This window comes from Eubacterium ramulus, from assembly GCF_045002895.1.
Classification (GTDB): domain Bacteria; phylum Bacillota; class Clostridia; order Lachnospirales; family Lachnospiraceae; genus Eubacterium_I; species Eubacterium_I ramulus.
This window is the reverse complement of the sequence record NZ_CP173382.1, coordinates 2,909,403-2,934,214: the sequence shown is the minus strand read 5'-3', so window position 1 is coordinate 2,934,214 and position 24,812 is coordinate 2,909,403. Positions and strand designations below refer to the sequence as shown.

The 24,812-nt window shown below is 40.5% G+C and carries 23 protein-coding genes and 2 tRNA genes; 22 read left to right on the top strand and 3 right to left on the bottom strand.

Annotated elements, in window-relative coordinates; genetic code table 11:
- Positions 1-73 precede the first annotated feature (73 nt).
- The 8 genes from ACIRUQ_RS13630 (at position 74) to ACIRUQ_RS13595 (ending at position 7,968) form a co-directional block, all read left to right on the top strand.
- Positions 74-145 (top strand) — tRNA-Asn (locus tag ACIRUQ_RS13630).
- Positions 146-235: 90 nt separating this feature from the next.
- Positions 236-306: transfer RNA gene (locus ACIRUQ_RS13625), tRNA-Cys, on the top strand.
- Positions 307-598: 292 nt separating this feature from the next.
- A complete protein-coding gene (locus ACIRUQ_RS13620; RefSeq protein WP_055290736.1) occupies positions 599-1,684 on the top strand; it encodes a transposase in 1,086 nt (361 codons plus the stop codon).
- 344 nt (positions 1,685-2,028) lie between these two features.
- A complete protein-coding gene (locus ACIRUQ_RS13615) occupies positions 2,029-3,507 on the top strand; it encodes a sensor domain-containing diguanylate cyclase (RefSeq protein WP_055291344.1) in 1,479 nt (492 codons plus the stop codon).
- Between the two features lie 155 nt (positions 3,508-3,662).
- Positions 3,663-4,562, top strand: a complete 900-nt coding sequence (locus ACIRUQ_RS13610) for a LysR family transcriptional regulator (protein WP_055291346.1) — start codon at positions 3,663-3,665, stop codon at positions 4,560-4,562.
- Between the two features lie 113 nt (positions 4,563-4,675).
- On the top strand, positions 4,676-5,365 hold the full coding sequence (locus ACIRUQ_RS13605) for a response regulator transcription factor (RefSeq protein ID WP_055291354.1): 690 nt from the start codon (positions 4,676-4,678) through the stop codon (positions 5,363-5,365).
- Entirely contained in the window at positions 5,343-6,755 is a 1,413-nt protein-coding gene (locus ACIRUQ_RS13600) for a HAMP domain-containing sensor histidine kinase (protein ID WP_156331015.1), read from the top strand. The genes ACIRUQ_RS13605 and ACIRUQ_RS13600 overlap by 23 nt, the downstream gene beginning before the upstream one ends.
- On the top strand, positions 6,745-7,968 hold the full coding sequence (locus ACIRUQ_RS13595; RefSeq protein ID WP_055291352.1) for an ABC transporter substrate-binding protein: 1,224 nt from the start codon (positions 6,745-6,747) through the stop codon (positions 7,966-7,968). Before ACIRUQ_RS13600 ends, ACIRUQ_RS13595 begins: the two co-directional genes overlap by 11 nt.
- A 296-nt stretch (positions 7,969-8,264) precedes the next feature.
- On the opposite strand, the gene ACIRUQ_RS13590 is transcribed toward ACIRUQ_RS13595, so the two are convergent.
- A complete protein-coding gene (locus tag ACIRUQ_RS13590) occupies positions 8,265-9,350 on the bottom strand; it encodes a transposase (RefSeq protein WP_055290736.1) in 1,086 nt (361 codons plus the stop codon).
- A 273-nt stretch (positions 9,351-9,623) separates the two neighbouring features.
- On the opposite strand from ACIRUQ_RS13590, the gene ACIRUQ_RS13585 reads away from it, so the two are divergent.
- The 5 genes from ACIRUQ_RS13585 to ACIRUQ_RS13565 all read left to right on the top strand — a co-directional run bounded on the left by ACIRUQ_RS13585 (position 9,624) and on the right by ACIRUQ_RS13565 (position 14,397).
- Positions 9,624-10,970: a GntP family permease gene (locus tag ACIRUQ_RS13585; protein ID WP_022035284.1), complete on the top strand. Its 1,347-nt coding sequence runs from the start codon at positions 9,624-9,626 to the stop codon at positions 10,968-10,970.
- A gap of 315 nt (positions 10,971-11,285) precedes the next feature.
- Positions 11,286-12,371, top strand: coding sequence for a transposase (locus tag ACIRUQ_RS13580; protein ID WP_055290736.1), 1,086 nt, complete (start codon positions 11,286-11,288; stop codon positions 12,369-12,371).
- A gap of 89 nt (positions 12,372-12,460) precedes the next feature.
- Positions 12,461-12,586, top strand: a complete 126-nt coding sequence (locus ACIRUQ_RS13575; protein ID WP_278286229.1) for a hypothetical protein — start codon at positions 12,461-12,463, stop codon at positions 12,584-12,586.
- Between the two features lie 292 nt (positions 12,587-12,878).
- A complete protein-coding gene (locus tag ACIRUQ_RS13570) occupies positions 12,879-13,379 on the top strand; it encodes an RNA polymerase sigma factor (protein WP_082432944.1) in 501 nt (166 codons plus the stop codon).
- The gene (locus tag ACIRUQ_RS13565) at positions 13,369-14,397 is read left to right on the top strand and encodes a DUF4825 domain-containing protein (RefSeq protein WP_021737786.1); all 1,029 of its coding nucleotides are present in this window, start codon (positions 13,369-13,371) and stop codon (positions 14,395-14,397) included. Before ACIRUQ_RS13570 ends, ACIRUQ_RS13565 begins: the two co-directional genes overlap by 11 nt.
- A 98-nt stretch (positions 14,398-14,495) precedes the next feature.
- On the opposite strand, the gene ACIRUQ_RS13560 is transcribed toward ACIRUQ_RS13565, so the two are convergent.
- Positions 14,496-15,302, bottom strand: coding sequence for a DAPG hydrolase family protein (locus ACIRUQ_RS13560; RefSeq protein ID WP_055291364.1), 807 nt, complete (start codon positions 15,300-15,302; stop codon positions 14,496-14,498).
- A gap of 555 nt (positions 15,303-15,857) precedes the next feature.
- Here ACIRUQ_RS13560 and tnpA point away from each other — a divergent pair.
- Positions 15,858-16,265: an IS200/IS605 family transposase gene (gene tnpA, locus ACIRUQ_RS13555; RefSeq protein ID WP_055196676.1), complete on the top strand. Its 408-nt coding sequence runs from the start codon at positions 15,858-15,860 to the stop codon at positions 16,263-16,265.
- Positions 16,262-17,368: an RNA-guided endonuclease TnpB family protein gene (locus ACIRUQ_RS13550; protein WP_404856499.1), complete on the top strand. Its 1,107-nt coding sequence runs from the start codon at positions 16,262-16,264 to the stop codon at positions 17,366-17,368. The genes tnpA and ACIRUQ_RS13550 overlap by 4 nt, the downstream gene beginning before the upstream one ends.
- Before the next feature lie 273 nt (positions 17,369-17,641).
- Here the strand turns inward: ACIRUQ_RS13550 and ACIRUQ_RS13545 are convergent, their stop codons facing one another.
- Positions 17,642-17,848, bottom strand: coding sequence for a hypothetical protein (locus ACIRUQ_RS13545; RefSeq protein ID WP_055291379.1), 207 nt, complete (start codon positions 17,846-17,848; stop codon positions 17,642-17,644).
- A gap of 267 nt (positions 17,849-18,115) precedes the next feature.
- Between ACIRUQ_RS13545 and ACIRUQ_RS13540 the strand changes: the two genes are divergently transcribed.
- From ACIRUQ_RS13540 to ACIRUQ_RS13510, 7 genes are all read left to right on the top strand, one after another.
- Positions 18,116-19,201 carry a transposase gene (locus ACIRUQ_RS13540; protein ID WP_055290736.1) on the top strand — a complete coding sequence of 362 codons (1,086 nt, stop codon included), beginning with the start codon at positions 18,116-18,118 and terminating at the stop codon, positions 19,199-19,201.
- Positions 19,202-19,384: 183 nt separating this feature from the next.
- Entirely contained in the window at positions 19,385-20,269 is an 885-nt protein-coding gene (locus ACIRUQ_RS13535; protein ID WP_022035290.1) for a LysR family transcriptional regulator, read from the top strand.
- Positions 20,266-21,846 (top strand): CdaR family transcriptional regulator, encoded by a 1,581-nt coding sequence (locus tag ACIRUQ_RS13530; protein WP_021737783.1) that lies wholly within the window; start codon positions 20,266-20,268, stop codon positions 21,844-21,846. Before ACIRUQ_RS13535 ends, ACIRUQ_RS13530 begins: the two co-directional genes overlap by 4 nt.
- A gap of 223 nt (positions 21,847-22,069) precedes the next feature.
- Complete coding sequence (locus ACIRUQ_RS13525; RefSeq protein WP_022035292.1) at positions 22,070-23,599, top strand: FAD-dependent oxidoreductase; 1,530 nt, start codon at positions 22,070-22,072, stop codon at positions 23,597-23,599.
- Between the two features lie 133 nt (positions 23,600-23,732).
- A complete protein-coding gene (locus ACIRUQ_RS13520) occupies positions 23,733-23,924 on the top strand; it encodes a ferredoxin (protein WP_021737781.1) in 192 nt (63 codons plus the stop codon).
- A gap of 306 nt (positions 23,925-24,230) precedes the next feature.
- Entirely contained in the window at positions 24,231-24,413 is a 183-nt protein-coding gene (locus ACIRUQ_RS13515; RefSeq protein WP_055290738.1) for a hypothetical protein, read from the top strand.
- Positions 24,410-24,697, top strand: coding sequence for a helix-turn-helix domain-containing protein (locus ACIRUQ_RS13510; protein ID WP_021737778.1), 288 nt, complete (start codon positions 24,410-24,412; stop codon positions 24,695-24,697). The genes ACIRUQ_RS13515 and ACIRUQ_RS13510 overlap by 4 nt, the downstream gene beginning before the upstream one ends.
- The last annotated feature ends 115 nt before the right edge of the window (positions 24,698-24,812 follow it).

Below are 24,812 nucleotides of genomic sequence, written 5' to 3'. Positions count from 1 at the left end.
AACACGAGATTGAATAAAAGAAGCTAAGATCTCACCTGTATGAAGTTTTGAAGGTATATATCATGTACCTTATTCCTCGATAGCTCAATGGTAGAGCACTCGGCTGTTAACCGAGTTGTTGTAGGTTCGAGCCCTACTCGGGGAGTTTTTTCATAATTATTTCTGGAATGATATTTCTTATATTGACTTATTGTTTTGGAGATGTTATAATGCAAAAGGCTTGTTAATTAAATATGGCGACATAGCCAAGTGGTAAGGCAAAGGTCTGCAACACCTCTATCACCAGTTCGAATCTGGTTGTCGCCTCTTAAGACTTAGGAACTCAAAATTGTTTTTGGGTTCTTTTTTTTGTATATTCAAGAAAAAATGCTATGAATTAATTAATAATACTATAAATGAGCAAGTTCGTGATTTTGCATAAAAGAAAGACACCTCGATTCCATGTGTTGTATAATGAAAGTGCCAAAACAAACATTTGCAACATTTACGAAAGAAGGTGTCTCTCGCAAATACTATACATCATTCCTCATTCATATACAACCAGTTTAAAAAATTAAACTTATGCAAATTTTATTCGAACCGAGTAATAAACCATCTTATGAGTATCCTAATCAGTATTTTCATTTCAGGATATCATGGAAAAACCACGGACTTTGCTAAAAACAGTTCCTGCCACAGAACTACGATTGCCCATTTCCTCAATTCCGGAAAATGGGATGATTCCTTACTTTCAGATACGTTAAAATGCTCTGTCATTGAGATTATTTATTCAGAAGCAGCACGCACCGGAAAACCTGTTCTCTGTATTGTGGACGATACGATTGCTTCAAAGACAAAGCCTTCGTCACAGGCTTTACATCCGATTGAAGATGCGTATTTTCACCAATCCCATTTAAAGGGAAAACCGGATTACGGGCATCAGGCAGTTGCTGTTATGCTTTCCTGCAATGGCATTGTTCTGAACTATGCTTTTGTAATGTACAATAAGTCAATTTCCAAGATTGACATTGTACAAAGCATTGCAAAGGAGCTGCCTGTTCCACCGGTAATGTCCTATTTTCTTTGCGACTGCTGGTATGTTTCTGAAAAGATAATCAATACCTTTGCACAGAGAGGGTTCCATACCATCGGTGCTTTGAAAACAAACCGTTTGCTGTATCCATCGGGAATGAAAAAGAAACTTCGTGAACTGGCCGCCGAATTGTCTGTTACACATCGTGAATTTGACCTTGTGACAGTCAAAAAACGAAACTATTATGTGTACCGGTACGAGGGAAACCTCAACGGCATAGAAAATGCGGTAGTTCTTTTGAGTTATCCGGAAAAAGCATTTGGTAATCCCAAAGCATTGCGTGCTTTCATCAGTACAAACGCAGCCCTGTCTACACAGGAGATTCTTTCCTGGTATGTGTGTCGATGGCCGATTGAAGTATTTTTCCGCCAGTGTAAGGATAAACTGGCACTGGACAGCTATCAGATACGCTCTGCACAGGGAATCAAAAGGTACTGGCTACTTATGTCACTGGCACATTTCATGTGTGCAGTGGGTACTGGTAGGTTCTGTTCGTTTGAAACTGGATATCACGAAATCTGTGATACCATTCAGCTGGAAAAGTATCGTTATCTTTTTCAATGCGCAAAGGAAAGCAATGATTTTGATTCATTTATGAAATTCGCAGTGTAGTTTTGTGCAATTTTTCAAATTTGCTCATTTATAGTAATAATATTCAAAAATAATAATTTGTAAATGGAATGTATAATACAAGAAATGATATAATGAGCGCAAGAGAGTCAGAGGGAGCTTGCTCACACTTGACGAACGGCGAAATTATTGAGTGATGAAATCACGATATAATGAACGCAAACGAGTCAACATACTTGTATGATTGACGAGTGGTGAATGCCAATCATGAACTGTTTTTGTTCATGATATAATATAAATGAAAAGTTGGCGATGTGATATAAAACTTAAAATAATTTGTATTACAACCGCAGAAGCAATTAGATCAGGCAAAGAGGATATTAAATATGAAAAAAAAGACAGTTACGTTAAAAGATTATATTATGGCGATCAGCATATTTCTAATTGCATTAGTTGTTGGTATTTTTATTTTTTATTCCGGTGTACAGCATTCAATCGCAAAAAATTCTCAGGAGCGAATTTCTACAAATGTGTCACGTCAGAGTGAACATTTGCGGACAATATTTGATATTAATTATCAGTACCTGAATGAAATTGCATGGCAGATTGGAAAATCAGAACCATTGATTTCGCAGAATAATATAGATCGTTTAGAAGCTATTGTAGAAAAGACGGACTTAGAACGTGCTGCATTGATTGAACCTGATGGAACCGCACACTATGATAATGGTGTAGTAAAGAATTTGTCTTACCGAAGATATTTTAAGGAAGCCATGAGTGGGAAAGAGACGTTAAGTGATCCATTGGAAAGCAGTGTGGATCAGCAGACACGTGTGGTTTTGGGAGTACCTATTTATAATTCTGATAATGAAATAATCGGAATTCTTGGTGGGTCCTGTAATGTAACATTACTAAGCCATATGCTGTTTGATGATTTGTTTTATGGAGAAGGTGATACACTTGTGGTAAAACAAGATGGTACGATTATTGCTCAGGAAGAGGGAGATTCGCAGCAGAAAAGGGAAATTTCGTATGGAGGAAATTTACTTAATTACTATGAAGAGAAAAATATAAATCAAACGCAGACATTGAATATGCTGAAATCAGACTTTAAAGAGGGAAAGGAAGGATTGGTACAGCTTGGCCTGGATGATACTAGCAAATCAGATTATTATCTGGCATATACACCGCTTGGAATGAATGACTGGATGATCTGTTATATTGTACCGGTGAAAGCAGCGCAGAAATCCTATTCTTTTATCAGAAAATATGAGGCGGTATTTATGCTGGCATTCTGTGTTCTGGTAACAGTGCTTATAATATATATTGTCCGCAAGAACAGTGCAGACAAAGCGGAATTATTACGTTATACACAGAGAGATGCACTGACCGGATTGTATAATAAAGATACTACACAGAGGTTGATTCAAAATATTGTACAGGAAGAAGCCGGGCAGCATGCTTTTATCATTTTAGATATCGATTATTTTAAGTCTGTGAATGATAATTTTGGACATATCGTAGGAGATAAAGTACTGCAGACATTTGGCAGATTTTTACAGTCTCAATTTCGGGAGTATGATGTAGTAGGACGTATTGGTGGAGACGAGTTTGTTATTTTAATGTGCAATTTAGCGAATACAGATGTGGTTGAAATAAAGATTCAAAATCTTTTGAAACAGGTTGGCAGTATACGCGTGGAAGAGATGGGAGAGCAGAAGATGACAATCAGTGTGGGGATTGCTTTTGCACCCCAGCATGGAAGTTCTTTTATGGATCTTTATCGAAAGGCGGATCATGCATTGTATCAGACGAAACGTGCGGGTAAAAACGGATATTCCCTGTATCAATGGGAGAAAGTTTGACAGTGAGAACGTTTTACGTGTTTTTTGCCGGAAGAGATGAAAAGACAGGATTTGTGAAAGCAGATTTCATGTAGCTATCATATTTCTCTGTTATGTTATCAATATAGAAAAAAAGGTACACGGATATCAGCACTGGATAACATAGGAGAAATAGGATGAATGATACGTTAATACAGAGTTTTTTGTCGGTAGCAGAAGAAGGAAGTTTTTGTAAAGCGGCAGAGAAAATCTATGTTTCTCAGCCTAATCTGAGCCGGAATATCGCACGCTTGGAAAAGGAACTGGATACGCAGCTTTTTGACAGAAGCGGAAAACATATTGCATTGACGGAAGCTGGCCGGATTTATGAAAAAGCATTTCAGAAGATGAAACAGTGTTTTGCAGAAGCGAAAGAGCAGGTACAGCAGCTGAATGATATGGATAGGGGAATGATCCGTATCGGATATGTGAATGGATGGAATATCGGTACTTATATGCAGCCGGTGCTGAGAGAAATGCGTCTGGAATATCCGGGTATTAGGATTTCTCTGGAAGCATATACGCTGCAGGAGCTGTCTGCACGTTTTCAGATGGGGCAGATGGATTTGATCATTACACTGCAGGATCGTACTGCAAAAATGTATGATGCGGAGTCGATGCTCATCGACACAGCGCAGGAAATGATTCTTTTTTCCAATACTTTATTTCGGACAAGAAAGAAAAACTGGAAACCAGAGGAATTTCGTCAGGAAACGTTTTTCGTTCTGGCAGATGACAGAGAAGAAATGCAGTTGGATTGTGTGCGTGCCATCGGCAGCAAGTATGGATTTGTGCCGAATATATGCAGTGTGAACAGTATGGAATCCATTTTAATGAATGTGGAAAATGGACTGGGTGTAACTGTGTGCAATTCATGGGTACGAAATGTGTATGAACCTGGATTTCAGTGCTGTCCGTTAGAACATTCCACAGAAATTGCAGTGGCATGGAAGCAGGGACAGGAGAATTCTGCACTTCAGATTTTACTCGGGTATATGACAGAAAAGAACTTGAACAGTTGCAAAATCAGCGCATAAACGATATAGTACAGATAGCAGATATGGCAGTGAACAAGCCGTGTGCTACTGTGAAAATCAGAGGCAGTTGGCTGGAAAACAGTCGGCTGCTTTTATTTAGGTGGACAGGAGATATGAAAAAGAGAATACTGGTTGTGGATGATGAAATATCAATCCGGATGGGGATCCGGGAATTTGCGGAATATCAGGGGTATGATGTGACAGGTGCAGCTAATGGGCGGGAGGCACTGGAATTGTGCCGGCAGCAGGATTTTGACCTGATTATTATGGACATTATGATGCCGGAGATGGATGGTTATGAAGCATATCGGAGAATACGGGAGATAAAGGATATTCCGGCGCTGATGCTGTCTGCAAAAGGAGAAGAATATGACAAACTCCAGGGATTTGAAGCTGGCATTGATGATTATGTGGTAAAACCTTTTTCTATTAAGGAACTGATGGCCCGGGTAAATGTAATCCTGATGAGACATGAACCAAGAGAAGAGAAACCACAGGGTGAAATTTATGAATTTCAGGGACTGACGGTAAATATTTCCGCCAGGGAAGTTTTTGTAGACGGAGTGCATGTGGAATTGCGCCCTAAGGAGTATGATCTGCTGTTTTTTCTGGTGCGGAATAGAGGCATTGTATTTTCAAGGGATGCCCTGCTGGAAAAAGTATGGGGCTTTGATTTTATGGGAGATGACCGCACGGTGGATGCACAGATTAAGATGCTGCGGCATGTGCTGGGAGACTATCGGACATATATTGTGACATACAGAGGAGCGGGGTACAAATTTGAAGCAGAAGAAAAGGCATAAAATGATGTTTGGCCTCTGGCTTGGATTTATGGGACTTGCAGGGGCGATGGCACTGTTATTCTGGATGGTGCTTCATTTTTCTGTAAAAAATAAATATCAGGAACAGACGGAAAATGATCTGAAAATGGCAGCACAGTCTATCTGGGATATGTATGGAGATGCGGATTTTGAGGCGAATATCGCACTTCTGGCAAAGTCGAATGATTATTTTGTGCAGATCGTGTCGGAAAATTCGATGCAGGTGGTCTTTTCTGTTAATAATCAGGGAGAGAGGACAGCACCGCAACAGGCGGATATTGCAGATGAAACGATGTTTGAACGGTTAAACGATTCCGATGGTATTTGTCAGTATTATGTGGAGGATCAGGTGCATGCGTCCCGCTGGGCGGTGCAGGCGGTGGTACTGGCAAATCTCAACGGTTCCCGGCAGGTACTGGTGGTGAGCAGATCCCAGGCGAACATGGATGCACTGATGAAGCTGCTCACCAGCCGTTATCTGCTGGTAACGGTGACTGTGCTGATCCTGGCATTGATTCTATCGGTTTGCCTGGCAGAATATTTTGCACGGCCGTTTCGTCATCTGAATAAAAGCGCATTACAGATGGCAGCAGGAGATTATGAGACAGAGTTCATGCGGGAAGGCCCGCTGGAAGCCCGACAGCTGGCAGATACGTTGGAGCTGGCGGAACAGGAGTTTAACAAGACAGAGGCTTTGCGCCGGGATTTTGTAGCAAATGTCAGTCACGATATGAAGACTCCGTTGACCGTAATCCGAATGTATGCGGAGATGCTGGAGGCATTTTCCGGGGAAATTCCGGAAAAGCGGGAAGAACACGTACGGATGATCCTGGATGAGACAGACCGGTTGACGAATTTTATCAGTGACACACTGGATCTGGCAAAACTGCAGTCGGGAACTATGGAAATGCATCCATCTGTATTTGCGATTCAAGATGTGGCAGAGGAAGTATTGTCCAGTGTGTGTGCAAACAAGCCGGAGTTTCAATTTAAGATGGATTGTCCTGAGTCTATGTTGGTATATGCGGACCGCAAACTGATTTATCGGGTCATTTATAATTTTGCATCCAATGCGGTAAAATTTTCCGGGGAAAGACAGGAGGCACGTATTCTGATACGGCGGTATCAGGGCAGTGTCCGTGTGGAAGTCATTGATTATGGCATCGGAATTGAAAAGGATAAGCTGCCGTATATATGGAACAGGTTTTATCAGGCAAAACCGAATGACCGGCAGAAATCAGGCATGGGTGTGGGACTGAATATCGCAAGTGAGATCCTGCGGCTGCATCATGCACCGTTTGGGGCAGAAAGTACACCAAATGAAGGAACCTGTTTCTGGTTTATGTTGGAGGCTTGTGAAGATGAAACGTAGAATATGGCAGGCACTTGTTGTGGCGGGGCTGCTTCTGGTTCTTTCGAGAACTGCAGTGCAGCGGGATCTGCAGGCGAGTGCATTTCAGGAAAAAATTGAGCAGTGTCTGAAAGCAGGAGAACTTCCGATCGTGGTGCTTTCACAGGAGAGTGGCGAGTATGAATCTATTGGAAAATCAGCACTTTGGGCGGCAGAATATGCTGCAGCTCAGGTTAATAAAAATGGCGGGGTAAACGGCTGTAATGTGCGGATCGTGTCAGAAAATACCGGTTCGGACAACAGCAAAGCATTGAGTCTGTACCAAGGTGCCAGCAGGACTGCTTTTGCAGTGCTTGGCCCGGTGGATGCACCGGAGACAGTGTATATTGCACAAAATGCAGAAAAAAATGGGACGGTCCATCTGGCCGCTTATTCATACGAGGAATCCCGACAACTTATGGCACCGTATGGAATCTCTTATATGAGTGATTCAGAGGATGGTGAGCTGGAGGAAGTGCGGATGTGGGGACAGCAGAACCCTGATATCAAAAATATTGTACTGTATACCATGTCACAGGATGAATCCAAGAAAAATACCACAAAGATGTTTGAGGATACGCTGTCGGATCTTGGTCTGAATATTTTGAAAATCGTGGATGTGAAGCCCGGAGCGGATGAAATGGATGATTCCTATTATGCAATCCAGGGGCTGAATGAGAATGCAGACGGCTATGTATTTCTGATCCGTGGCCGGGAGTGTGCCAATATTCTGGTAAAGCTGCGACAGCATGGCATAGAGGAAGGCCGAAGAATATCTGTTTCTTTTTCTGCTTATGGAAGTGAATTTTTTGAAATTGCAGGGAATATGCTGGATGGAGTGTCTATCTGGAATAAATTCGATCCCTTTTATTCAGGAACAGAGTGGCAGCAGCTGTTGAAAGATTATGAAACAGACAAATTAAATGCCGGAAGTGCGGAACAGATGCCAAGTCCGGTGGCGGATTATTATGATGCGGTCCAGGCAATCTGTAAGTGTTATGAGAAGTTCGGGATTACAAGCGAAAACTATGAAAAATTTATCGGAAATGCGGATGTGGCGCAGTGGTTTTATAATTCTGAATTTCTGGAAGGTATCCAGAGTGATTTTCGATGGCAGAAAGGTCAGAAAATCACGGATTATCAATTTTTTGTATTTGAAGGTGAGACGCCGGTGAACCGGAAGGTCAGACCGTAAAGTGAATTTTTATCTCAGTCGAGAAGACTCCCACTTCTGCAAGTGGTGAGTAAAAACAAGTCTTTCTCAGTGGGAGTAAAATCTCCGACTGAGATAAACGCTCCGCGTGGATGTGCAGTGATTCTGAAAAGAATATGTCAGCTTTCGCTGACCAGAATCACGCACCAAGTCTCACGTGCGTTCGACTTGAAGGTGGAAGTCATATATCAGTTTTGATATGATTTTATAAAAAATTAAGTATTGGATTATAAAAAGTTTATAACTATAAATGAGCAAATTTGAAAAATTGCACAAAACTACACTGCGAATTTCATAAATGAATCAAAATCATTGCTTTCCTTTGCGCATTGAAAAAGATAACGATACTTTTCCAGCTGAATGGTATCACAGATTTCGTGATATCCAGTTTCAAACGAACAGAACCTACCAGTACCCACTGCACACATGAAATGTGCCAGTGACATAAGTAGCCAGTACCTTTTGATTCCCTGTGCAGAGCGTATCTGATAGCTGTCCAGTGCCAGTTTATCCTTACACTGGCGGAAAAATACTTCAATCGGCCATCGACACACATACCAGGAAAGAATCTCCTGTGTAGACAGGGCTGCGTTTGTACTGATGAAAGCACGCAATGCTTTGGGATTACCAAATGCTTTTTCCGGATAACTCAAAAGAACTACCGCATTTTCTATGCCGTTGAGGTTTCCCTCGTACCGGTACACATAATAGTTTCGTTTTTTGACTGTCACAAGGTCAAATTCACGATGTGTAACAGACAATTCGGCGGCCAGTTCACGAAGTTTCTTTTTCATTCCCGATGGATACAGCAAACGGTTTGTTTTCAAAGCACCGATGGTATGGAACCCTCTCTGTGCAAAGGTATTGATTATCTTTTCAGAAACATACCAGCAGTCGCAAAGAAAATAGGACATTACCGGTGGAACAGGCAGCTCCTTTGCAATGCTTTGTACAATGTCAATCTTGGAAATTGACTTATTGTACATTACAAAAGCATAGTTCAGAACAATGCCATTGCAGGAAAGCATAACAGCAACTGCCTGATGCCCGTAATCCGGTTTTCCCTTTAAATGGGATTGGTGAAAATACGCATCTTCAATCGGATGTAAAGCCTGTGACGAAGGCTTTGTCTTTGAAGCAATCGTATCGTCCACAATACAGAGAACAGGTTTTCCGGTGCGTGCTGCTTCTGAATAAATAATCTCAATGACAGAGCATTTTAACGTATCTGAAAGTAAGGAATCATCCCATTTTCCGGAATTGAGGAAATGGGCAATCGTAGTTCTGTGGCAGGAACTGTTTTTAGCAAAGTCCGTGGTTTTTCCATGATATCCTGAAATGAAAATACTGATTAGGATACTCATAAGATGGTTTATTACTCGGTTCGAATAAAATTTGCATAAGTTTAATTTTTTAAACTGGTTGTATATGAATGAGGAATGATGTATAGTATTTGCGAGAGACACCTTCTTTCGTAAATGTTGCAAATGTTTGTTTTGGCACTTTCATTATACAACACATGGAATCGAGGTGTCTTTCTTTTATGCAAAATCACGAACTTGCTCATTTATAGTTTATAAAATATAATATAAGCAGTCATAAAGAGAATTTCAAATATTGAAGGAGGAGAAAGAAAAATGGCTGCATTAGGTATTATAGGCATTATCGTTGGTGTCGCTGTACTGATCTACGGCGCATACAAAGGAATCAGCACAATTATTCTTGCACCGTTGTGTGCATTGCTGATCGCGTTGTTCAACGGAATGAATCTGCTGACAACATTTACAGACACAATGTTACCAAGCGTATGCAATTATGTAACTGCAATGCTTGGACCAGTATTGATGGGATGTGTTATCGCTGCATTGTACAATGCAAGTGGTGCGGCATTATCCATCGCAAACGCATTATATGATTTATTCACAATCAAAGCAAGAAAACAGGCTGCCGCAGGTCAGCAGGTTGTTATGAAACCGGTTCTTGCAATTCTTACAATTTATGTAATTGGTACTGTACTTGCTTACAGTGGAATGAACCCGGTTGTACTTATGTTTATTTTATTCCCGATTGCTATGGACTTATTTGAAAAAGCAAAAATGCCAAGAGCAATGGGACCCGGTGTTGTATTAGGAGCACTTGCAACCGCTGCATGTTCCATGCCGGGTACAACTTCCGATCAGAACGTTATCGCTGTTCAGATGCTTGGTACATCTCCGATGGCAGCAGCTGTTCCTGGATTTATCGGCGGTGCCGTTGTTCTGATCATGAACATCGTGATGATGAATGTTATCTCTAAAAAAGAGATTGCAAAAGGACATGTATATGACGCTGCACCAAACGCACCAAAACGCCCGGAAGGACAGAAGACACCACATTGGGTAATGTCTATTATCCCAATCGCTGTTACACTGATCTGTTTCAATGGTCTTGGATGGAACATTTTGGTAAGTATGATGCTCAATATCATCCTTTCCCTGATTTTCTTCTTCCCATACTATGGAAAATTCTCAGGTCTGAAAGAATTGATCAAACCGGTTGGAGAGCAGACAACTATGCTGGTTCTTCAGGTTGGTTTGCTTGGAGCTATCGGTGGTGTCGTAGCAGCATCTCCGGCTTTCCCGGTACTGACAAACGGATTGTTACATATGGGCGGTCCTGCATTATTCAAGGTAGTACTTGCAATCGCATTACTGACAGGTGCTTCCGGATCTGGTCCTGCCGGTCTGTCCGCAACCTTACCGTACATGTCTGAGACATTTGCAAGCATGGGTATCAATATGAGTGCTTTGCACCGTGTATCTGTATTTGCTTCCCAGACACTGGATACTTTACCGACAAACCCTGGATTTATCATTGCAACAGGTATTGCAGAAGTTGAAATCAAAGATTCTTACAAATATGTATTTATCACAACCGTATTAAATACAACCATTACAGCTTTGATCGTTGCTTTGATCCTGACAATCTTCCCAGGTCTTGCATAAAGAGAACAAAGGCAAAAGATTATGTGATAACATATTTTCTTATACAAATAAATCTGCCGCATGGAATTCATATATTTGAATCCATGCGGCAGATTTAGGTTTTATGCTATAAATGAGCAAGTTCGTGATTTTGCATAAAAGAAAGACACCTCGATTCCATGTGTTGTATAATGAAAGTGCCAAAACAAACATTTGCAACATTTACGAAAGAAGGTGTCTCTCGCAAATACTATACATCATTCCTCATTCATATACAACCAGTTTAAAAAATTAAACTTATGCAAATTTTATTCGAACCGAGTAATAAACCATCTTATGAGTATCCTAATCAGTATTTTCATTTCAGGATATCATGGAAAAACCACGGACTTTGCTAAAAACAGTTCCTGCCACAGAACTACGATTGCCCATTTCCTCAATTCCGGAAAATGGGATGATTCCTTACTTTCAGATACGTTAAAATGCTCTGTCATTGAGATTATTTATTCAGAAGCAGCACGCACCGGAAAACCTGTTCTCTGTATTGTGGACGATACGATTGCTTCAAAGACAAAGCCTTCGTCACAGGCTTTACATCCGATTGAAGATGCGTATTTTCACCAATCCCATTTAAAGGGAAAACCGGATTACGGGCATCAGGCAGTTGCTGTTATGCTTTCCTGCAATGGCATTGTTCTGAACTATGCTTTTGTAATGTACAATAAGTCAATTTCCAAGATTGACATTGTACAAAGCATTGCAAAGGAGCTGCCTGTTCCACCGGTAATGTCCTATTTTCTTTGCGACTGCTGGTATGTTTCTGAAAAGATAATCAATACCTTTGCACAGAGAGGGTTCCATACCATCGGTGCTTTGAAAACAAACCGTTTGCTGTATCCATCGGGAATGAAAAAGAAACTTCGTGAACTGGCCGCCGAATTGTCTGTTACACATCGTGAATTTGACCTTGTGACAGTCAAAAAACGAAACTATTATGTGTACCGGTACGAGGGAAACCTCAACGGCATAGAAAATGCGGTAGTTCTTTTGAGTTATCCGGAAAAAGCATTTGGTAATCCCAAAGCATTGCGTGCTTTCATCAGTACAAACGCAGCCCTGTCTACACAGGAGATTCTTTCCTGGTATGTGTGTCGATGGCCGATTGAAGTATTTTTCCGCCAGTGTAAGGATAAACTGGCACTGGACAGCTATCAGATACGCTCTGCACAGGGAATCAAAAGGTACTGGCTACTTATGTCACTGGCACATTTCATGTGTGCAGTGGGTACTGGTAGGTTCTGTTCGTTTGAAACTGGATATCACGAAATCTGTGATACCATTCAGCTGGAAAAGTATCGTTATCTTTTTCAATGCGCAAAGGAAAGCAATGATTTTGATTCATTTATGAAATTCGCAGTGTAGTTTTGTGCAATTTTTCAAATTTGCTCATTTATAGTTTTATGGTCAATAGCTAGAAAATTATAATAAAATGTAAATATATCAGATGTGAGATGATTGAGAGTTTTCTGGCAGTGGCGGAAACAGGAAATTTTACAAAAGCGGCAGAATCGGGGAAGTTAGATCTGATTTTTACAATCAGAGATTCTGTAAAAAATGTAGAGTTTGAACGCAAGTAGCGAAAGCGGATTGCGAATGTCCGTTTTACTGGGTAAAACTGGCAGAAATGAAAAATACTTCCCTGCAATATATTGTGTTGGATTCCTGTAATGAGGCGGTTCTGGCATGGCGGAAGGAGAATAAAAATCCGGCGTTTTCATGTTTTTTGCAGGAAATTCAGAAGTTGCTGTAACGAAAGTGGAAAAATGGCTATTAATAGATAGAACAACAAAAATACAGATTGTTTGAGTGAGCTTTTTAACAAATAAAATAACTTTGAACGGAAAGGAGGGAAAAACGCAGGTGCAGGATATGGATGCTGTATACCGCCAGCATGCGCAGACGGTGTTTAAATATCTGATGTTGTTGACACATGATGCGGATCTGGCGGAAGAACTGACGCAGGAGACGTTTTATCAGGCGGTACGAAGCATTGACCGGTTTGATGAAAGCTGCAAGATCACGACGTGGCTGTGTGCCATTGCAAAAAATCAGTATTTTTCCTATATGAAAAAACATGTGCGGATGCAAGCTGGTTCAGACGTGGACCGAATGGTTGCCGATGCAGGAATAACAGAAGCCGCGATGTCGGCAGAGCAGGAAGTGATGCAGCAGGTCGGGCAGATGGAACTGTTGAAGAAACTGCATGTGTTTCCCGAACCGGGCAGAAAAGTGCTTTATTTGAGAATGTTTGGAAATCTGTCTTTCCGGGAAATCGGTGAGGTTATGGGAAAGACGGAGAACTGGGCGCGGGTGACTTTTTTCCGGGCGCGCACGAATCTTAGGAAGGAGTTGGAAAAGGATGAAAAATGATCTGACGTGTGAAGTTGTGCGAGATTTGCTTCCATCTTATGTGGATGGACTGACAAATGATGTGAGCAATCAGGCGGTGGAACAGCATATGAAGACTTGCGAGAATTGTCGAAAATTATATCGTGAGATGAGAGAACCGATGAATGGGGATGAGGTGTCTGAGATAAATAATGAACAAAAGGCCAATTTCAAAGTGCCATCTGAAATAGATTATCTGAAAAAGATTCGAAAGAAAAACAGGATGCGGATTCTGGCAGCGGTACTGACCGTTGTGATTGCAGCCGGCGTAGGAATCTGGTGCAAGGCATATCTCATTGGGCAGAAGGTGGAGCAGGCAGAGTTTGTGCAGGCAGATGTGGTAATGAAAGATCATAAAGTGTCGGTGCAGGGGGTGTTGCTGGATCAGACAAAAGGTGTGGCAGATGTGGCGTTTCAGGAGCAGGATGGAATTGTGACGGTATCTCTGCGGGAAACGCGAAAGTCATCGTTTCACACAAATGAGTTTCAGGCGGAGTATGAAAGTTCCGGAGAGGTAAAGAGGGTTGTTCTGGAAAATCGGATTTTGTGGGATGATGGGATTTTGATTGATGGAACGGTTTCGGATCTGTATCAGAGCAGAAATCCATATGTGGGGGATATTTCTGCGGATGGGCGGTCTGTGCAGGCTGCCCGGGCGGTACTTGGAATCAACGACGAGGCGCTACTTTGTTATGGTACACAGCTGCAGACGTCAGAGGAACCTTACGGATGGACATTTTTGAATGTACAAATTTCTTCGTCTGATAATGTGGAACGGTTGCAGCAGGAGATGAAACAGCTTGGGTGTCTGCTCATCGCAGTAACGGACAATCTGGGCTATGTCAGCTTTGAGTATTGTGTGGATGGAACAGAAAATTCGGATGGAAGTACAACATTGACGGTAACGGAAGCAGATGCGGATGCGCTGGCAGGACAGTCGGTGAAGGCAATGTCACAAACACCGGCAGGATTGCAGAAATTAGTGGAATTGATAAAGTAACTTAATAAAAGAAAAGTACACGTGAATTGATTAATTACAATCAGTCCACGTGTATTTTTATATTAGTCTGAAGTTGAAAGTATTTATACTATATGTATTTAGAAAGTATCTTTCTCTTCTGCATATAAGGTTGGCAGAATTGCTGCCAGGTTTGTAAACTCTTTGATGTTGTGTGCGAATAATCCCTGTGGTACGAATGGTGGGATAGATACGCCTTCCGGAATTGCTTTTACGATGTTTCCTTCTTCATCGATGCGGTATCCAATCCAGAAACGGGACTCAAACAATACGCCGTCTTTGTATGGATGCCATTTGTGAGTCATTGCTGCCGCACAGCTGCTTTCGCCGATTGCACATACGAGAGATTCACATTTTTCAGTACCGATAATGCTTTCATCATAACCAAAATCGGCTGGTCTTTTAAAGCAGAGTTTTAAGAATTCCGGTCCCGGTCCGACGTCTTCCATGATGTAGTGATCAACGCCCCATGTTTTCTGGTTCATTGGTACGTTCGGGTTTACGACATAAGATGCCGGATATGCTCTTGCAAAATAGTGATCTTCCGGATCCCAGATTTTGTAACGCAGATCAGATCCTACAGAATGCCATGGAAACCACCAGTCAAGCATTTCGCCTGTAACACCCGGCATGTAAGTTGTATTACATACAAGAGCGGTTCCGTCTGCAGCTACGCCGAAACCGATATTTGCATATTCATCATCTTCACCTTTCAGGAATTTATTTCTTTCATCAAACGGGATACATTTTTCCGGAGCGATCGGTCCGCCCTGTAAAACAGCGATTTTTTCAGCCGGTACCGGAGCTAAATCCTGCTCAAAATATTTGTAGTAAGAAAGTTTTTTCTCTTCTTCGGAAACTCCAACTTTAACACCTGGTGTGCTCATATTAAAATCCTCCTCCATAATAGGTAAGGTTCGACCTGAATGGGAACCTTCGTGTATTTGATGATTTTATTTTAACCGATAGGAAAAAGAAAAGACACTATTTTATTGGATATAAGTATAACTTTTATGTTATGCAAAAGTGTGCTATAGTTTAGTGTAATCTTAAAGAAGATAGAGTGATAATTAATATTTCATGTTACAATGACAACATTTGTTAAAAAGTAATGGCTGATAATAATTGCGTTGTCCGCAGTTACGACAGGTACTGTTTTGTGAAAAAAAGGGCATTATAATCAAACAATGTATAAGTGACAATAGAAGAAACAATTTATTTGCAATATTTTCTGAGTAGAAAAAGGATGCTAAGGTATCAAAAATGATATAGAAAATCCCTATTCGCCATGCCCAAAGCCCTATTTTTAACAAAAGTTAGCAAGAATTCTCCTTCCTCTACAGGTGGGAGATGAATTGCAGAAAAAGAAAACAGAACACTTGTTCTGCAATGCAAAGTGTGGTATACTATAATCAGTCGAAAGAATAGAAAGGACTGATTATATGGACAAAATGGATCATAATGCACATTCAGTATATTTGATGTATTATCATCTGATCATGGTTGTAAAATACCGAAGAAACGTAATAGATGATCCGATTTCGGAACGTGCAAAAGAGATCTGGGAACGTATTGCACCTGATTATGGAATCACCCTGGAAGAATGGAATCATGATGTTGATCATGTGCATGTTATGTTTCGGGCACAGCCAAAATCAGAACTCAGCAAATTTATCAATGCGTATAAAAGTGCAAGCAGCCGGTTGTTAAAAAAGGAATATCCACAGATCAGGGAAAGACTTTGGAAGGAAGCATTCTGGAGCCAGAGTTTCTGCCTGTTGACAGCGGGTGGGGCACCGATTGATGTTATCCGTAATTATATCGAGACGCAGGGAGAGAAAAAAAGATGAATATAGCTTACCGTTTTCGGATATATCCAAACAGAGAACAGGAAGTTCTGCTTGCAAAAACATTTGGCTGCTGTCGTTTTTTATATAATCAGATGTTGAATGATAAGATACGGGAATATGCAGCATCGAAAAAAATGCTGCGAAATACACCGGCGATGTATAAAAAAGCATATCCATTTTTGAAAGAAGTGGATTCCCTGGCACTTGCAAATGTGCAGATGCATCTGGAAAAGGCATATAAGAATTTTTTCAGGGATCCGAAGATTGGCTTTCCAAAATTCAAATCAAAGCACAGAAGCAGAAAGAACTATACGACAAATGTAGTCAATGGAAATATTCAGGTAGAAGATCATCGGATAAAACTTCCAAAATTGAAATGGATCCGTATGAAAAAGCATCGGGACATTCCGGCAGAATATTGCCTGAAATCCGTAACAATAAGTATGGAACCGTCCGGAAAGTATTATGCAAGCCTTTTATATGAAAAAACTGACTGTGAAAACCAAGCAGAAGAATTTGATTATGAAAATGCAAAGATACTTGGGATTGACTATGCAATGCATGGAATGGCTGTGTTTTCTGAAGATATACAGAAGGAAAATGAAGGATATTTCAGAAAAAGTGAGGAACGGCTGGCAAGAGAACAGAGAAAGTTATCCCATTGCGTGAAAGGAAGTAATAATTATTACCGACAGAAAAAACGTGTTGCATTATGTCATGAAAAAATCCGAAACCAGAGGAAAGATTTTCTGCATAAACTGAGTCATGAAATAGCAGAGGCATATGATGTTGTTGCAGTAGAAGATATTGATATGAAAGCAATGAGCCAGTGTATGCATTTTGGAAAAAGTGTCATGGATAACGGTTACGGAAAGTTTCGGGAATTGCTGGAATATAAACTGACATGGAGAGGAAAGAAATTGGTACGTGTAGACCGTTTTTTTCCTTCCAGTAAAAAATGCTGTAAATGTGGCAATATAAAGAAAGAACTGAAACTTTCGGACAGAGTATATCTTTGCACATGTGGAAATCGGATAGACCGGGATCTGAATGCGGCAATCAATATACGTGAAGAAGCACGTCGTATGTTGTTAGCAGGATAAATGGGAAGTGTCTGTATCCAGACAATGAAAATATCCCATAACTGGGTAAAAATGAATCGCGGGGCACGCGAGGATAGCTTGTAGATACTTGGCTCAGTAGAGCCATTGAGCAAGAAGCCCCCACTTCAAAATCTGTGATTTAAGTGGTGGGAGCATGTCACTTTCGTTTTAAAACCATTTGTACAAAATAACAGAATATAGTAAATACATAGCCTAATGTAAAAAGATTGTTCTAACATACTCAAAATAAAATATTTGTCTCAAAAGGAACAATTATATTGTTATATGATTGTTCCTTTTGAAATCTATGCTATCGAAATTAAGGTGCTTACGAACTATCTCATTTACAGTATCATCGTATTCGTAAGATGAGAGTAATTGGTTAGGAATTTCTGAAGCTTGTGCGAAAGATGGAAATAGTATTGTTAAACTTAATGCTAAACCTAAAATCATTGATAAAAAATGTTTCTTTTTTTTCATTAAAATATATCTCCTTATATAGTTTTCAAGATCTTGTGCTGAAAATATAACATATATTCTATAAATGAGCAAGTTCGTGATTTTGCATAAAAGAAAGACACCTCGATTCCATGTGTTGTATAATGAAAGTGCCAAAACAAACATTTGCAACATTTACGAAAGAAGGTGTCTCTCGCAAATACTATACATCATTCCTCATTCATATACAACCAGTTTAAAAAATTAAACTTATGCAAATTTTATTCGAACCGAGTAATAAACCATCTTATGAGTATCCTAATCAGTATTTTCATTTCAGGATATCATGGAAAAACCACGGACTTTGCTAAAAACAGTTCCTGCCACAGAACTACGATTGCCCATTTCCTCAATTCCGGAAAATGGGATGATTCCTTACTTTCAGATACGTTAAAATGCTCTGTCATTGAGATTATTTATTCAGAAGCAGCACGCACCGGAAAACCTGTTCTCTGTATTGTGGACGATACGATTGCTTCAAAGACAAAGCCTTCGTCACAGGCTTTACATCCGATTGAAGATGCGTATTTTCACCAATCCCATTTAAAGGGAAAACCGGATTACGGGCATCAGGCAGTTGCTGTTATGCTTTCCTGCAATGGCATTGTTCTGAACTATGCTTTTGTAATGTACAATAAGTCAATTTCCAAGATTGACATTGTACAAAGCATTGCAAAGGAGCTGCCTGTTCCACCGGTAATGTCCTATTTTCTTTGCGACTGCTGGTATGTTTCTGAAAAGATAATCAATACCTTTGCACAGAGAGGGTTCCATACCATCGGTGCTTTGAAAACAAACCGTTTGCTGTATCCATCGGGAATGAAAAAGAAACTTCGTGAACTGGCCGCCGAATTGTCTGTTACACATCGTGAATTTGACCTTGTGACAGTCAAAAAACGAAACTATTATGTGTACCGGTACGAGGGAAACCTCAACGGCATAGAAAATGCGGTAGTTCTTTTGAGTTATCCGGAAAAAGCATTTGGTAATCCCAAAGCATTGCGTGCTTTCATCAGTACAAACGCAGCCCTGTCTACACAGGAGATTCTTTCCTGGTATGTGTGTCGATGGCCGATTGAAGTATTTTTCCGCCAGTGTAAGGATAAACTGGCACTGGACAGCTATCAGATACGCTCTGCACAGGGAATCAAAAGGTACTGGCTACTTATGTCACTGGCACATTTCATGTGTGCAGTGGGTACTGGTAGGTTCTGTTCGTTTGAAACTGGATATCACGAAATCTGTGATACCATTCAGCTGGAAAAGTATCGTTATCTTTTTCAATGCGCAAAGGAAAGCAATGATTTTGATTCATTTATGAAATTCGCAGTGTAGTTTTGTGCAATTTTTCAAATTTGCTCATTTATAGATATATTATAATTTATAAACACCACTTTTAGGTAAAATTAATGTAAAAAGCTTGTTTGGGTTATTGCTTTATACAATTTTACAGAGACTTCCTAAATGTTCCCCAAGTATGGTATATATAGTAGTAACAGGGAACAAAAGGAGAAGAATATGACCACAAAATCATTAGAATACTTTCTGGTAGTTGTAAAACATTTAAATATTTCAAAGGCAGCAAAGGAGCTTTTTATCAGTCAGCCGGCCTTGAGTAAACAGATCAGTCAGTTGGAAGCAGAACTTGGTGTTAGCCTGTTTGATCGTACAAAACATTCTTTGAAATTGACACATGCGGGGGAAGTGCTGTTGTCCGAGACAAATGAACTGTTTAAAAAGCAGGATGAACTGCGGCAGCGGGTGCGGGCAGCAGGTAACGTATCGGAAGATGCGCTGCGCTTGTGTCATATGCCGGGAGCGTTGAATTATCATGTGGCTGATATCTTGGCACAGTTTCAGGAGAAGTATCCGGAAATCAGGCTAAATCTGATCGGAAGCCTTCCAAGTCAGATTTTTTCAAATTTACTGAATGGAAAAATCGATGCAGGATTTATTCTGGCAACGACGACTACATGTCCGGAGCCTTTGAAAATGCAGACATTACATGAAGCTCAGCTGTCCTTGGCAGTTCCAAAGGGCCATAAATATGAGGATTACCGTGAGATTTCATTCCATGATATATCGGATGAGACACTTTTGTATCTCAGTGAGCAGGAAGCACCGGTGCAGCATGCCTTACTACCGTTTTTCCTGCATGGAAATCACAGGGATTATAATAACAGGATTGAGTATCTGCCAAATATGGAGACGGTAGTTTCTCTGGTGCGGGCGAACCGGGGAGTGGCTTTTATCGCGCGGGATTATTGTGCAGCATCGCTGGAAAATATCACACTGATTCCAATCACGGATGCAATGCCGATTTCGTTAAATCTGGTATATAACCCAAAACATATATCTGAGCAGTTGAAAAAATTGCAGAAAATGATGGGGGAATTGTCATGACGATTACAAAAGATCTTTTATTATATTTTATCAGAGACAGGAAATTGGATGAGCAGTCGGAAATCACGCAGAAACAGGAGTTTTCCGGAATTCAGCACTGGATAGCAGATGTCCGGAAATTAAAAAGAGAGTATCTGTATCTCTGTGATGGCAACCGTGTGCCGGATATAGAAGAAAAATTAGATAAAGATATCTGTCTGCTTGTTATTTTTCCAAATGATCAGGATACGGAAATCCGTCAGAACATGATTCGGAAATGGAAAGCTTTTCACGAAAATCTGATTTTTATGCAGACAGAAAAAACGGTACCGGAAGTGATGAATGACCTGGTGGAAATTTTTTGTCGTCTGGTGGAATGGGATAAAAACATGCATATCGCGGCATTGGAGGGAAAAGATGTGCAGGATCTGATCGATATCAGCGAAGAAATTCTGGAACATCCAATGATTGCCTTTGATGCAAGTTTTGATGTGTTGGCTTACACAAGGCACAGTTCTTCTCATTACAAGATTTTTCAGGAAACAGTGGCGCAGGGATATACGGATGCGCATACCATGGAACAACTGAAAAAGAAGCAGATTTTTTCCCAGATCAAAGAAGGAGAACTTCTGATTGCACCGGCAGCAGATGAAAAATCCGGAACAAATATTTACCTGCAGTTTTTCAGTGGACAGACGTTACTTGGATATACGTCCATTTTCTGTGGAGAAGAAACACCGGAAAGCGGATATTTGGATCTGATTCATATGTTTATGAAAAATATGTCTTTCTGTCTGCAGCGCAATTATGAAAATCGAAGGCACGGGCGTATGATGTATGAAACATTTCTGGCAAACCTGCTTGGAAGCGCTGAAATTCCGGAAGACCGGATTACGGAGCAGGTAAATATGATTGACGGACTGGAAAAGACGGGATATCTGGTACTGGGAATTCTTGATTTTGCCAATCAGGAGCATGTGCCGCTGAAATTTCTGGCGCGTCTGTTGGAGCGGCAGTCATGGAAAATGAAACCGTTTTTATATGAAAATCATATCTGCCTGTTGAAGTATAGTAAAACAGCGATACATCAGAATTTGTCATTTGATGAAAAGGAACTGCATATTTTAGAGCAGTTGTTAGAACAATATGAGTATCGGATTGGAGTCAGCAATATTTTTACGGAGCTGAAACGAATGAAAGATGCTTATGCACAGGCAGTGTTTACGTTACAGTGGAATCAGAAAACGGAGCAGAATACAGAGGTATTGTGTCAGTACAAAGATGTGGTGATGTATCATTTGTTTTCCAGAATGGAGTCAGAGATGGAACCGGTTTCGATGCAGTCGGAATTTTACAGGGAACTGGCCGTATATGACAGAGAGCATCACACTTCGTATGGCAGGACAGTACTTTGTTACCTGAAAAATGACTGCAGTGCAACGCGCACAGCAGCAGAGCTTGGAATTCATCGAAATACCGTGCGAAATATAATTTCGATGGTGGAAGAACGGTATGCGGTTTCGCTGGATGATTCCGAAGAAAAAATGCGTTATATTTTATCGGAACAGATTCAGGAGTATATAAGGTGTATAGAATAATGTTGATTCCAAAGTTAATGTAGAAAAACGAATCAGAGAAGTCTGCGGTGTTTTGAAATTTTGATAAATACAATCGTAAGTCAAAGTGCATTCTGCACAATTATATGCAGTAAAATACATGCGATTTAGGCCAGATGAAAGGTTAAAGTACATAGAAATATTGATAAAATCTCCTCAACAGGTGTTTGAAAAAGAGCAACAGGTGAAGGAGGTTTTATTTTTTATGAAGTTAAAAACAGATCTGGTAATTATGGGAAGTGGCATGGCAGGTATTTCGGCGGCAGATGCAGCACTTGCCCGTGGAAAGAAAGTCATCGTATTTGAAAAGAAACCATATCAGGGCGGAGCAGTTTCCAACTGCCCGATCGCATATGTCAGCATTCGAAAAGACAGGGCATTTCAGAACGCAGCATTTCATTTGTTATATGAGTATTCGAATTACAATGCAAATCCGTCTGTAATTCGTCAGTATGTAAACAATTCCTGGAGAACAAAAGAATATATTGAGCGTCTTGGCATTAAAATGATTCCGACACAGCAGTTGGAGCTGGAGGATATCGGAGATCCGAAATATGCGGATGGATTTCCCCCTGCAGTAATGGCACATGGAGATTTTTATCTGGTTCCGGGACGAGGCAAAGGCCATGGCGGTGCACTGATCTGTCTGAATGCCATGAAGGATATTATCAAACGTGGTGGACAGTATATGCTGAATACACCGATCACAGATATTCTGGTGGACGAAAATGGAAAAGTAACCGGTGTAAAAGCTGTCAACAATGAAACAAAAGAAGAAATCGAAGTGGAATGTGAAGCAGTGATCATTGCCAGCGGCGGTATTATGGAAGATCGTGAAATGATGAAAAAATATACCGGCTTTACTTTTACGGATTATAATTGTTCCGGAGACGGAAACGTACTGTTTAACTGTTATCCGAATTCCGATCAGACCGGAGATGGACAGAAACTGGCATGGAAGCTTGGCGGTGCCCAGAGTGCCATTGCAGTATCTGGTCACAATCTGGTTCCGGGACCGGGAATCGTGGCAAGTTCTCCGTGGATTGTATACAACGAGACACGTACCATTCAGGAGCAGCCATATCTGTGGGTAAACAAAAATGGTGAGCGTTTTATTGACGAGAGCATTTCCAATAACCATATGGCAATCAGCACAGGTATCGCAAATCAGCCAAATGGGGAAAGTTATATCGTATTCGATGAAGATACTAGACGCCATTTGGAAGAAGAGGGTGTGGATTACATGTACTTTATCTTCCCGGTGGAGAAACTGACAGATATTCCGGGACAGTTCAGGACACTGATTGAGGAAAAAGGAAACAAACATGTATTTATGAAAGATACCATTGAAGAGCTGTGCGCACAGTCCGGAATTGATCAGGCAGGTTTGGAGGAAACACTGGATCGTTACAATGGATATTGCGATAATGGTGAGGACGAAGAGTTTGGAAAAAATGCAAAATATCTCCGTCCTGTGCGAAAAGGACCATTTTATGCAATGCGTGTATTCTGTGCCGGTTATGATACTATCGGTGGTATCAAAGTTAATGGAAAAATGCAGGTCGTGAAAGAAGATGGAAAAGCAATTCCGGGACTTTATGCAGCCGGGGATAATATGATGAGCGAGTTTTATGGAAATCCTCCGACAGGCGGCAGCGCCGGTGCTTATTTTGCGATGCCGTTTGGGTTTGCAGCAGGAGACAGTGCGTGTGATTATATGGAGAAACATGCATAACTGATGTTTGCGAAATAAAAATGAAGGTAAGATATACCCATATACCGTAAATCTGGTTTACAGATGGTGAAATTGTTAAAAAACACACATCTGATTTGGATGAGGTTTATTCGAAAACAGGAGGAAAAGTAAAATGAAAGCAGAAATCAAAGAGTATTGTATTCGTTGTGGCATTTGTGTGGGATTATATCCGCAGTTATTTGCCCACAATTTTGAAAAAGACTGTATTGATGTCAAATATGATGAGATTCCGGCGGAACTGGAAGAGACTGCAAAAAATGCAGCCCGAGACTGTGCGGTGACGGCGATTTATTTGAAGAAATAGGGTAGAATTGATATATGGCAAAATAAACAAAAATGATATTATTTCAGGAGTTGAAAAATGAGTTTTTCAACTCTTGATTTTTTGTATGATCAGAAAATACGGGATCGACAGAGAACTTGACTGGTATTGTGCAATTTGCTTAGGTAAAATTTGGAGATAAAAAAGGGCATTGACGAGTGGAAAAGGGCGTTATATACTGGCTGCACTTTATAAATATTATGACGAATGCATTCTCAAAAATGAACGGAAAGAAAATAACAAAATTGATAATATGGTATATATACCATATAATAAGGGAGAATACATATGACAAAATTTGAAGTCATTGCATATGAAACAGAAAATGGCGATAATCCTGTAGAAAAATTTTTAGATAAACTTAATCCTAAAATGAGAGCCAAGATATTTGGAATGTTGGTCATTTTACAGGAAAAACAATTAGCAAAAGCACGACGAGCTGACTATATGGAAAGGATGAAGAAGCTATGAAGACATTAAATGAAATGTTAGAAAATCAGATGCAGGATGAAAAGTTCCGCAAAGAATATGAAGAAATGCAACCAGAGTTTGATGTGATTAGAGCAATTGTAGATGCGCGTACTTCTCAGAATTTGACTCAGAAGGAATTGTCAGAACGTACAGGAATTAATCAGGCAGATATCAGCAAACTGGAAAATGGAACAAGGAATCCATCTGTTAGCTTACTAAAAAGATTAGCAGAAGGAATGGGGATGGTGTTAAAGATTGAATTTATACCAAAACAGAAAGTTTGATGGTTTTGGACAAAGAAAATTACCAAATAAAAACGCCTCTCCCGAAAGAATGAGAAAAGTCGGGAGAGGCAGCAGGAGTAAAAGATGCCTTTTGTATAAGGGATGGGATTGTCCT

Coding starts and splice junctions, on each gene's coding strand:
- ACIRUQ_RS13620 (WP_055290736.1), top strand. CDS start 599: ATGAGTATCCTAATCAGTATTTTCATTTCAGGATATCATGGAAAAACC.
- ACIRUQ_RS13510 (WP_021737778.1), top strand. CDS start 24,410: ATGAAGACATTAAATGAAATGTTAGAAAATCAGATGCAGGATGAAAAG.
- ACIRUQ_RS13545 (WP_055291379.1), bottom strand. CDS start 17,848: ATGAAAAAAAAGAAACATTTTTTATCAATGATTTTAGGTTTAGCATTA.
- ACIRUQ_RS13520 (WP_021737781.1), top strand. CDS start 23,733: ATGAAAGCAGAAATCAAAGAGTATTGTATTCGTTGTGGCATTTGTGTG.
- ACIRUQ_RS13530 (WP_021737783.1), top strand. CDS start 20,266: ATGACGATTACAAAAGATCTTTTATTATATTTTATCAGAGACAGGAAA.
- tnpA (WP_055196676.1), top strand. CDS start 15,858: ATGGACAAAATGGATCATAATGCACATTCAGTATATTTGATGTATTAT.
- ACIRUQ_RS13605 (WP_055291354.1), top strand. CDS start 4,676: ATGAAAAAGAGAATACTGGTTGTGGATGATGAAATATCAATCCGGATG.
- ACIRUQ_RS13590 (WP_055290736.1), bottom strand. CDS start 9,350: ATGAGTATCCTAATCAGTATTTTCATTTCAGGATATCATGGAAAAACC.
- ACIRUQ_RS13550 (WP_404856499.1), top strand. CDS start 16,262: ATGAATATAGCTTACCGTTTTCGGATATATCCAAACAGAGAACAGGAA.
- ACIRUQ_RS13535 (WP_022035290.1), top strand. CDS start 19,385: ATGACCACAAAATCATTAGAATACTTTCTGGTAGTTGTAAAACATTTA.
- ACIRUQ_RS13575 (WP_278286229.1), top strand. CDS start 12,461: ATGATTGAGAGTTTTCTGGCAGTGGCGGAAACAGGAAATTTTACAAAA.
- ACIRUQ_RS13585 (WP_022035284.1), top strand. CDS start 9,624: ATGGCTGCATTAGGTATTATAGGCATTATCGTTGGTGTCGCTGTACTG.
- ACIRUQ_RS13565 (WP_021737786.1), top strand. CDS start 13,369: ATGAAAAATGATCTGACGTGTGAAGTTGTGCGAGATTTGCTTCCATCT.
- ACIRUQ_RS13615 (WP_055291344.1), top strand. CDS start 2,029: ATGAAAAAAAAGACAGTTACGTTAAAAGATTATATTATGGCGATCAGC.
- ACIRUQ_RS13595 (WP_055291352.1), top strand. CDS start 6,745: ATGAAACGTAGAATATGGCAGGCACTTGTTGTGGCGGGGCTGCTTCTG.
- ACIRUQ_RS13525 (WP_022035292.1), top strand. CDS start 22,070: ATGAAGTTAAAAACAGATCTGGTAATTATGGGAAGTGGCATGGCAGGT.
- ACIRUQ_RS13540 (WP_055290736.1), top strand. CDS start 18,116: ATGAGTATCCTAATCAGTATTTTCATTTCAGGATATCATGGAAAAACC.
- ACIRUQ_RS13580 (WP_055290736.1), top strand. CDS start 11,286: ATGAGTATCCTAATCAGTATTTTCATTTCAGGATATCATGGAAAAACC.
- ACIRUQ_RS13515 (WP_055290738.1), top strand. CDS start 24,231: ATGACAAAATTTGAAGTCATTGCATATGAAACAGAAAATGGCGATAAT.
- ACIRUQ_RS13570 (WP_082432944.1), top strand. CDS start 12,879: ATGGATGCTGTATACCGCCAGCATGCGCAGACGGTGTTTAAATATCTG.
- ACIRUQ_RS13610 (WP_055291346.1), top strand. CDS start 3,663: ATGAATGATACGTTAATACAGAGTTTTTTGTCGGTAGCAGAAGAAGGA.
- ACIRUQ_RS13560 (WP_055291364.1), bottom strand. CDS start 15,302: ATGAGCACACCAGGTGTTAAAGTTGGAGTTTCCGAAGAAGAGAAAAAA.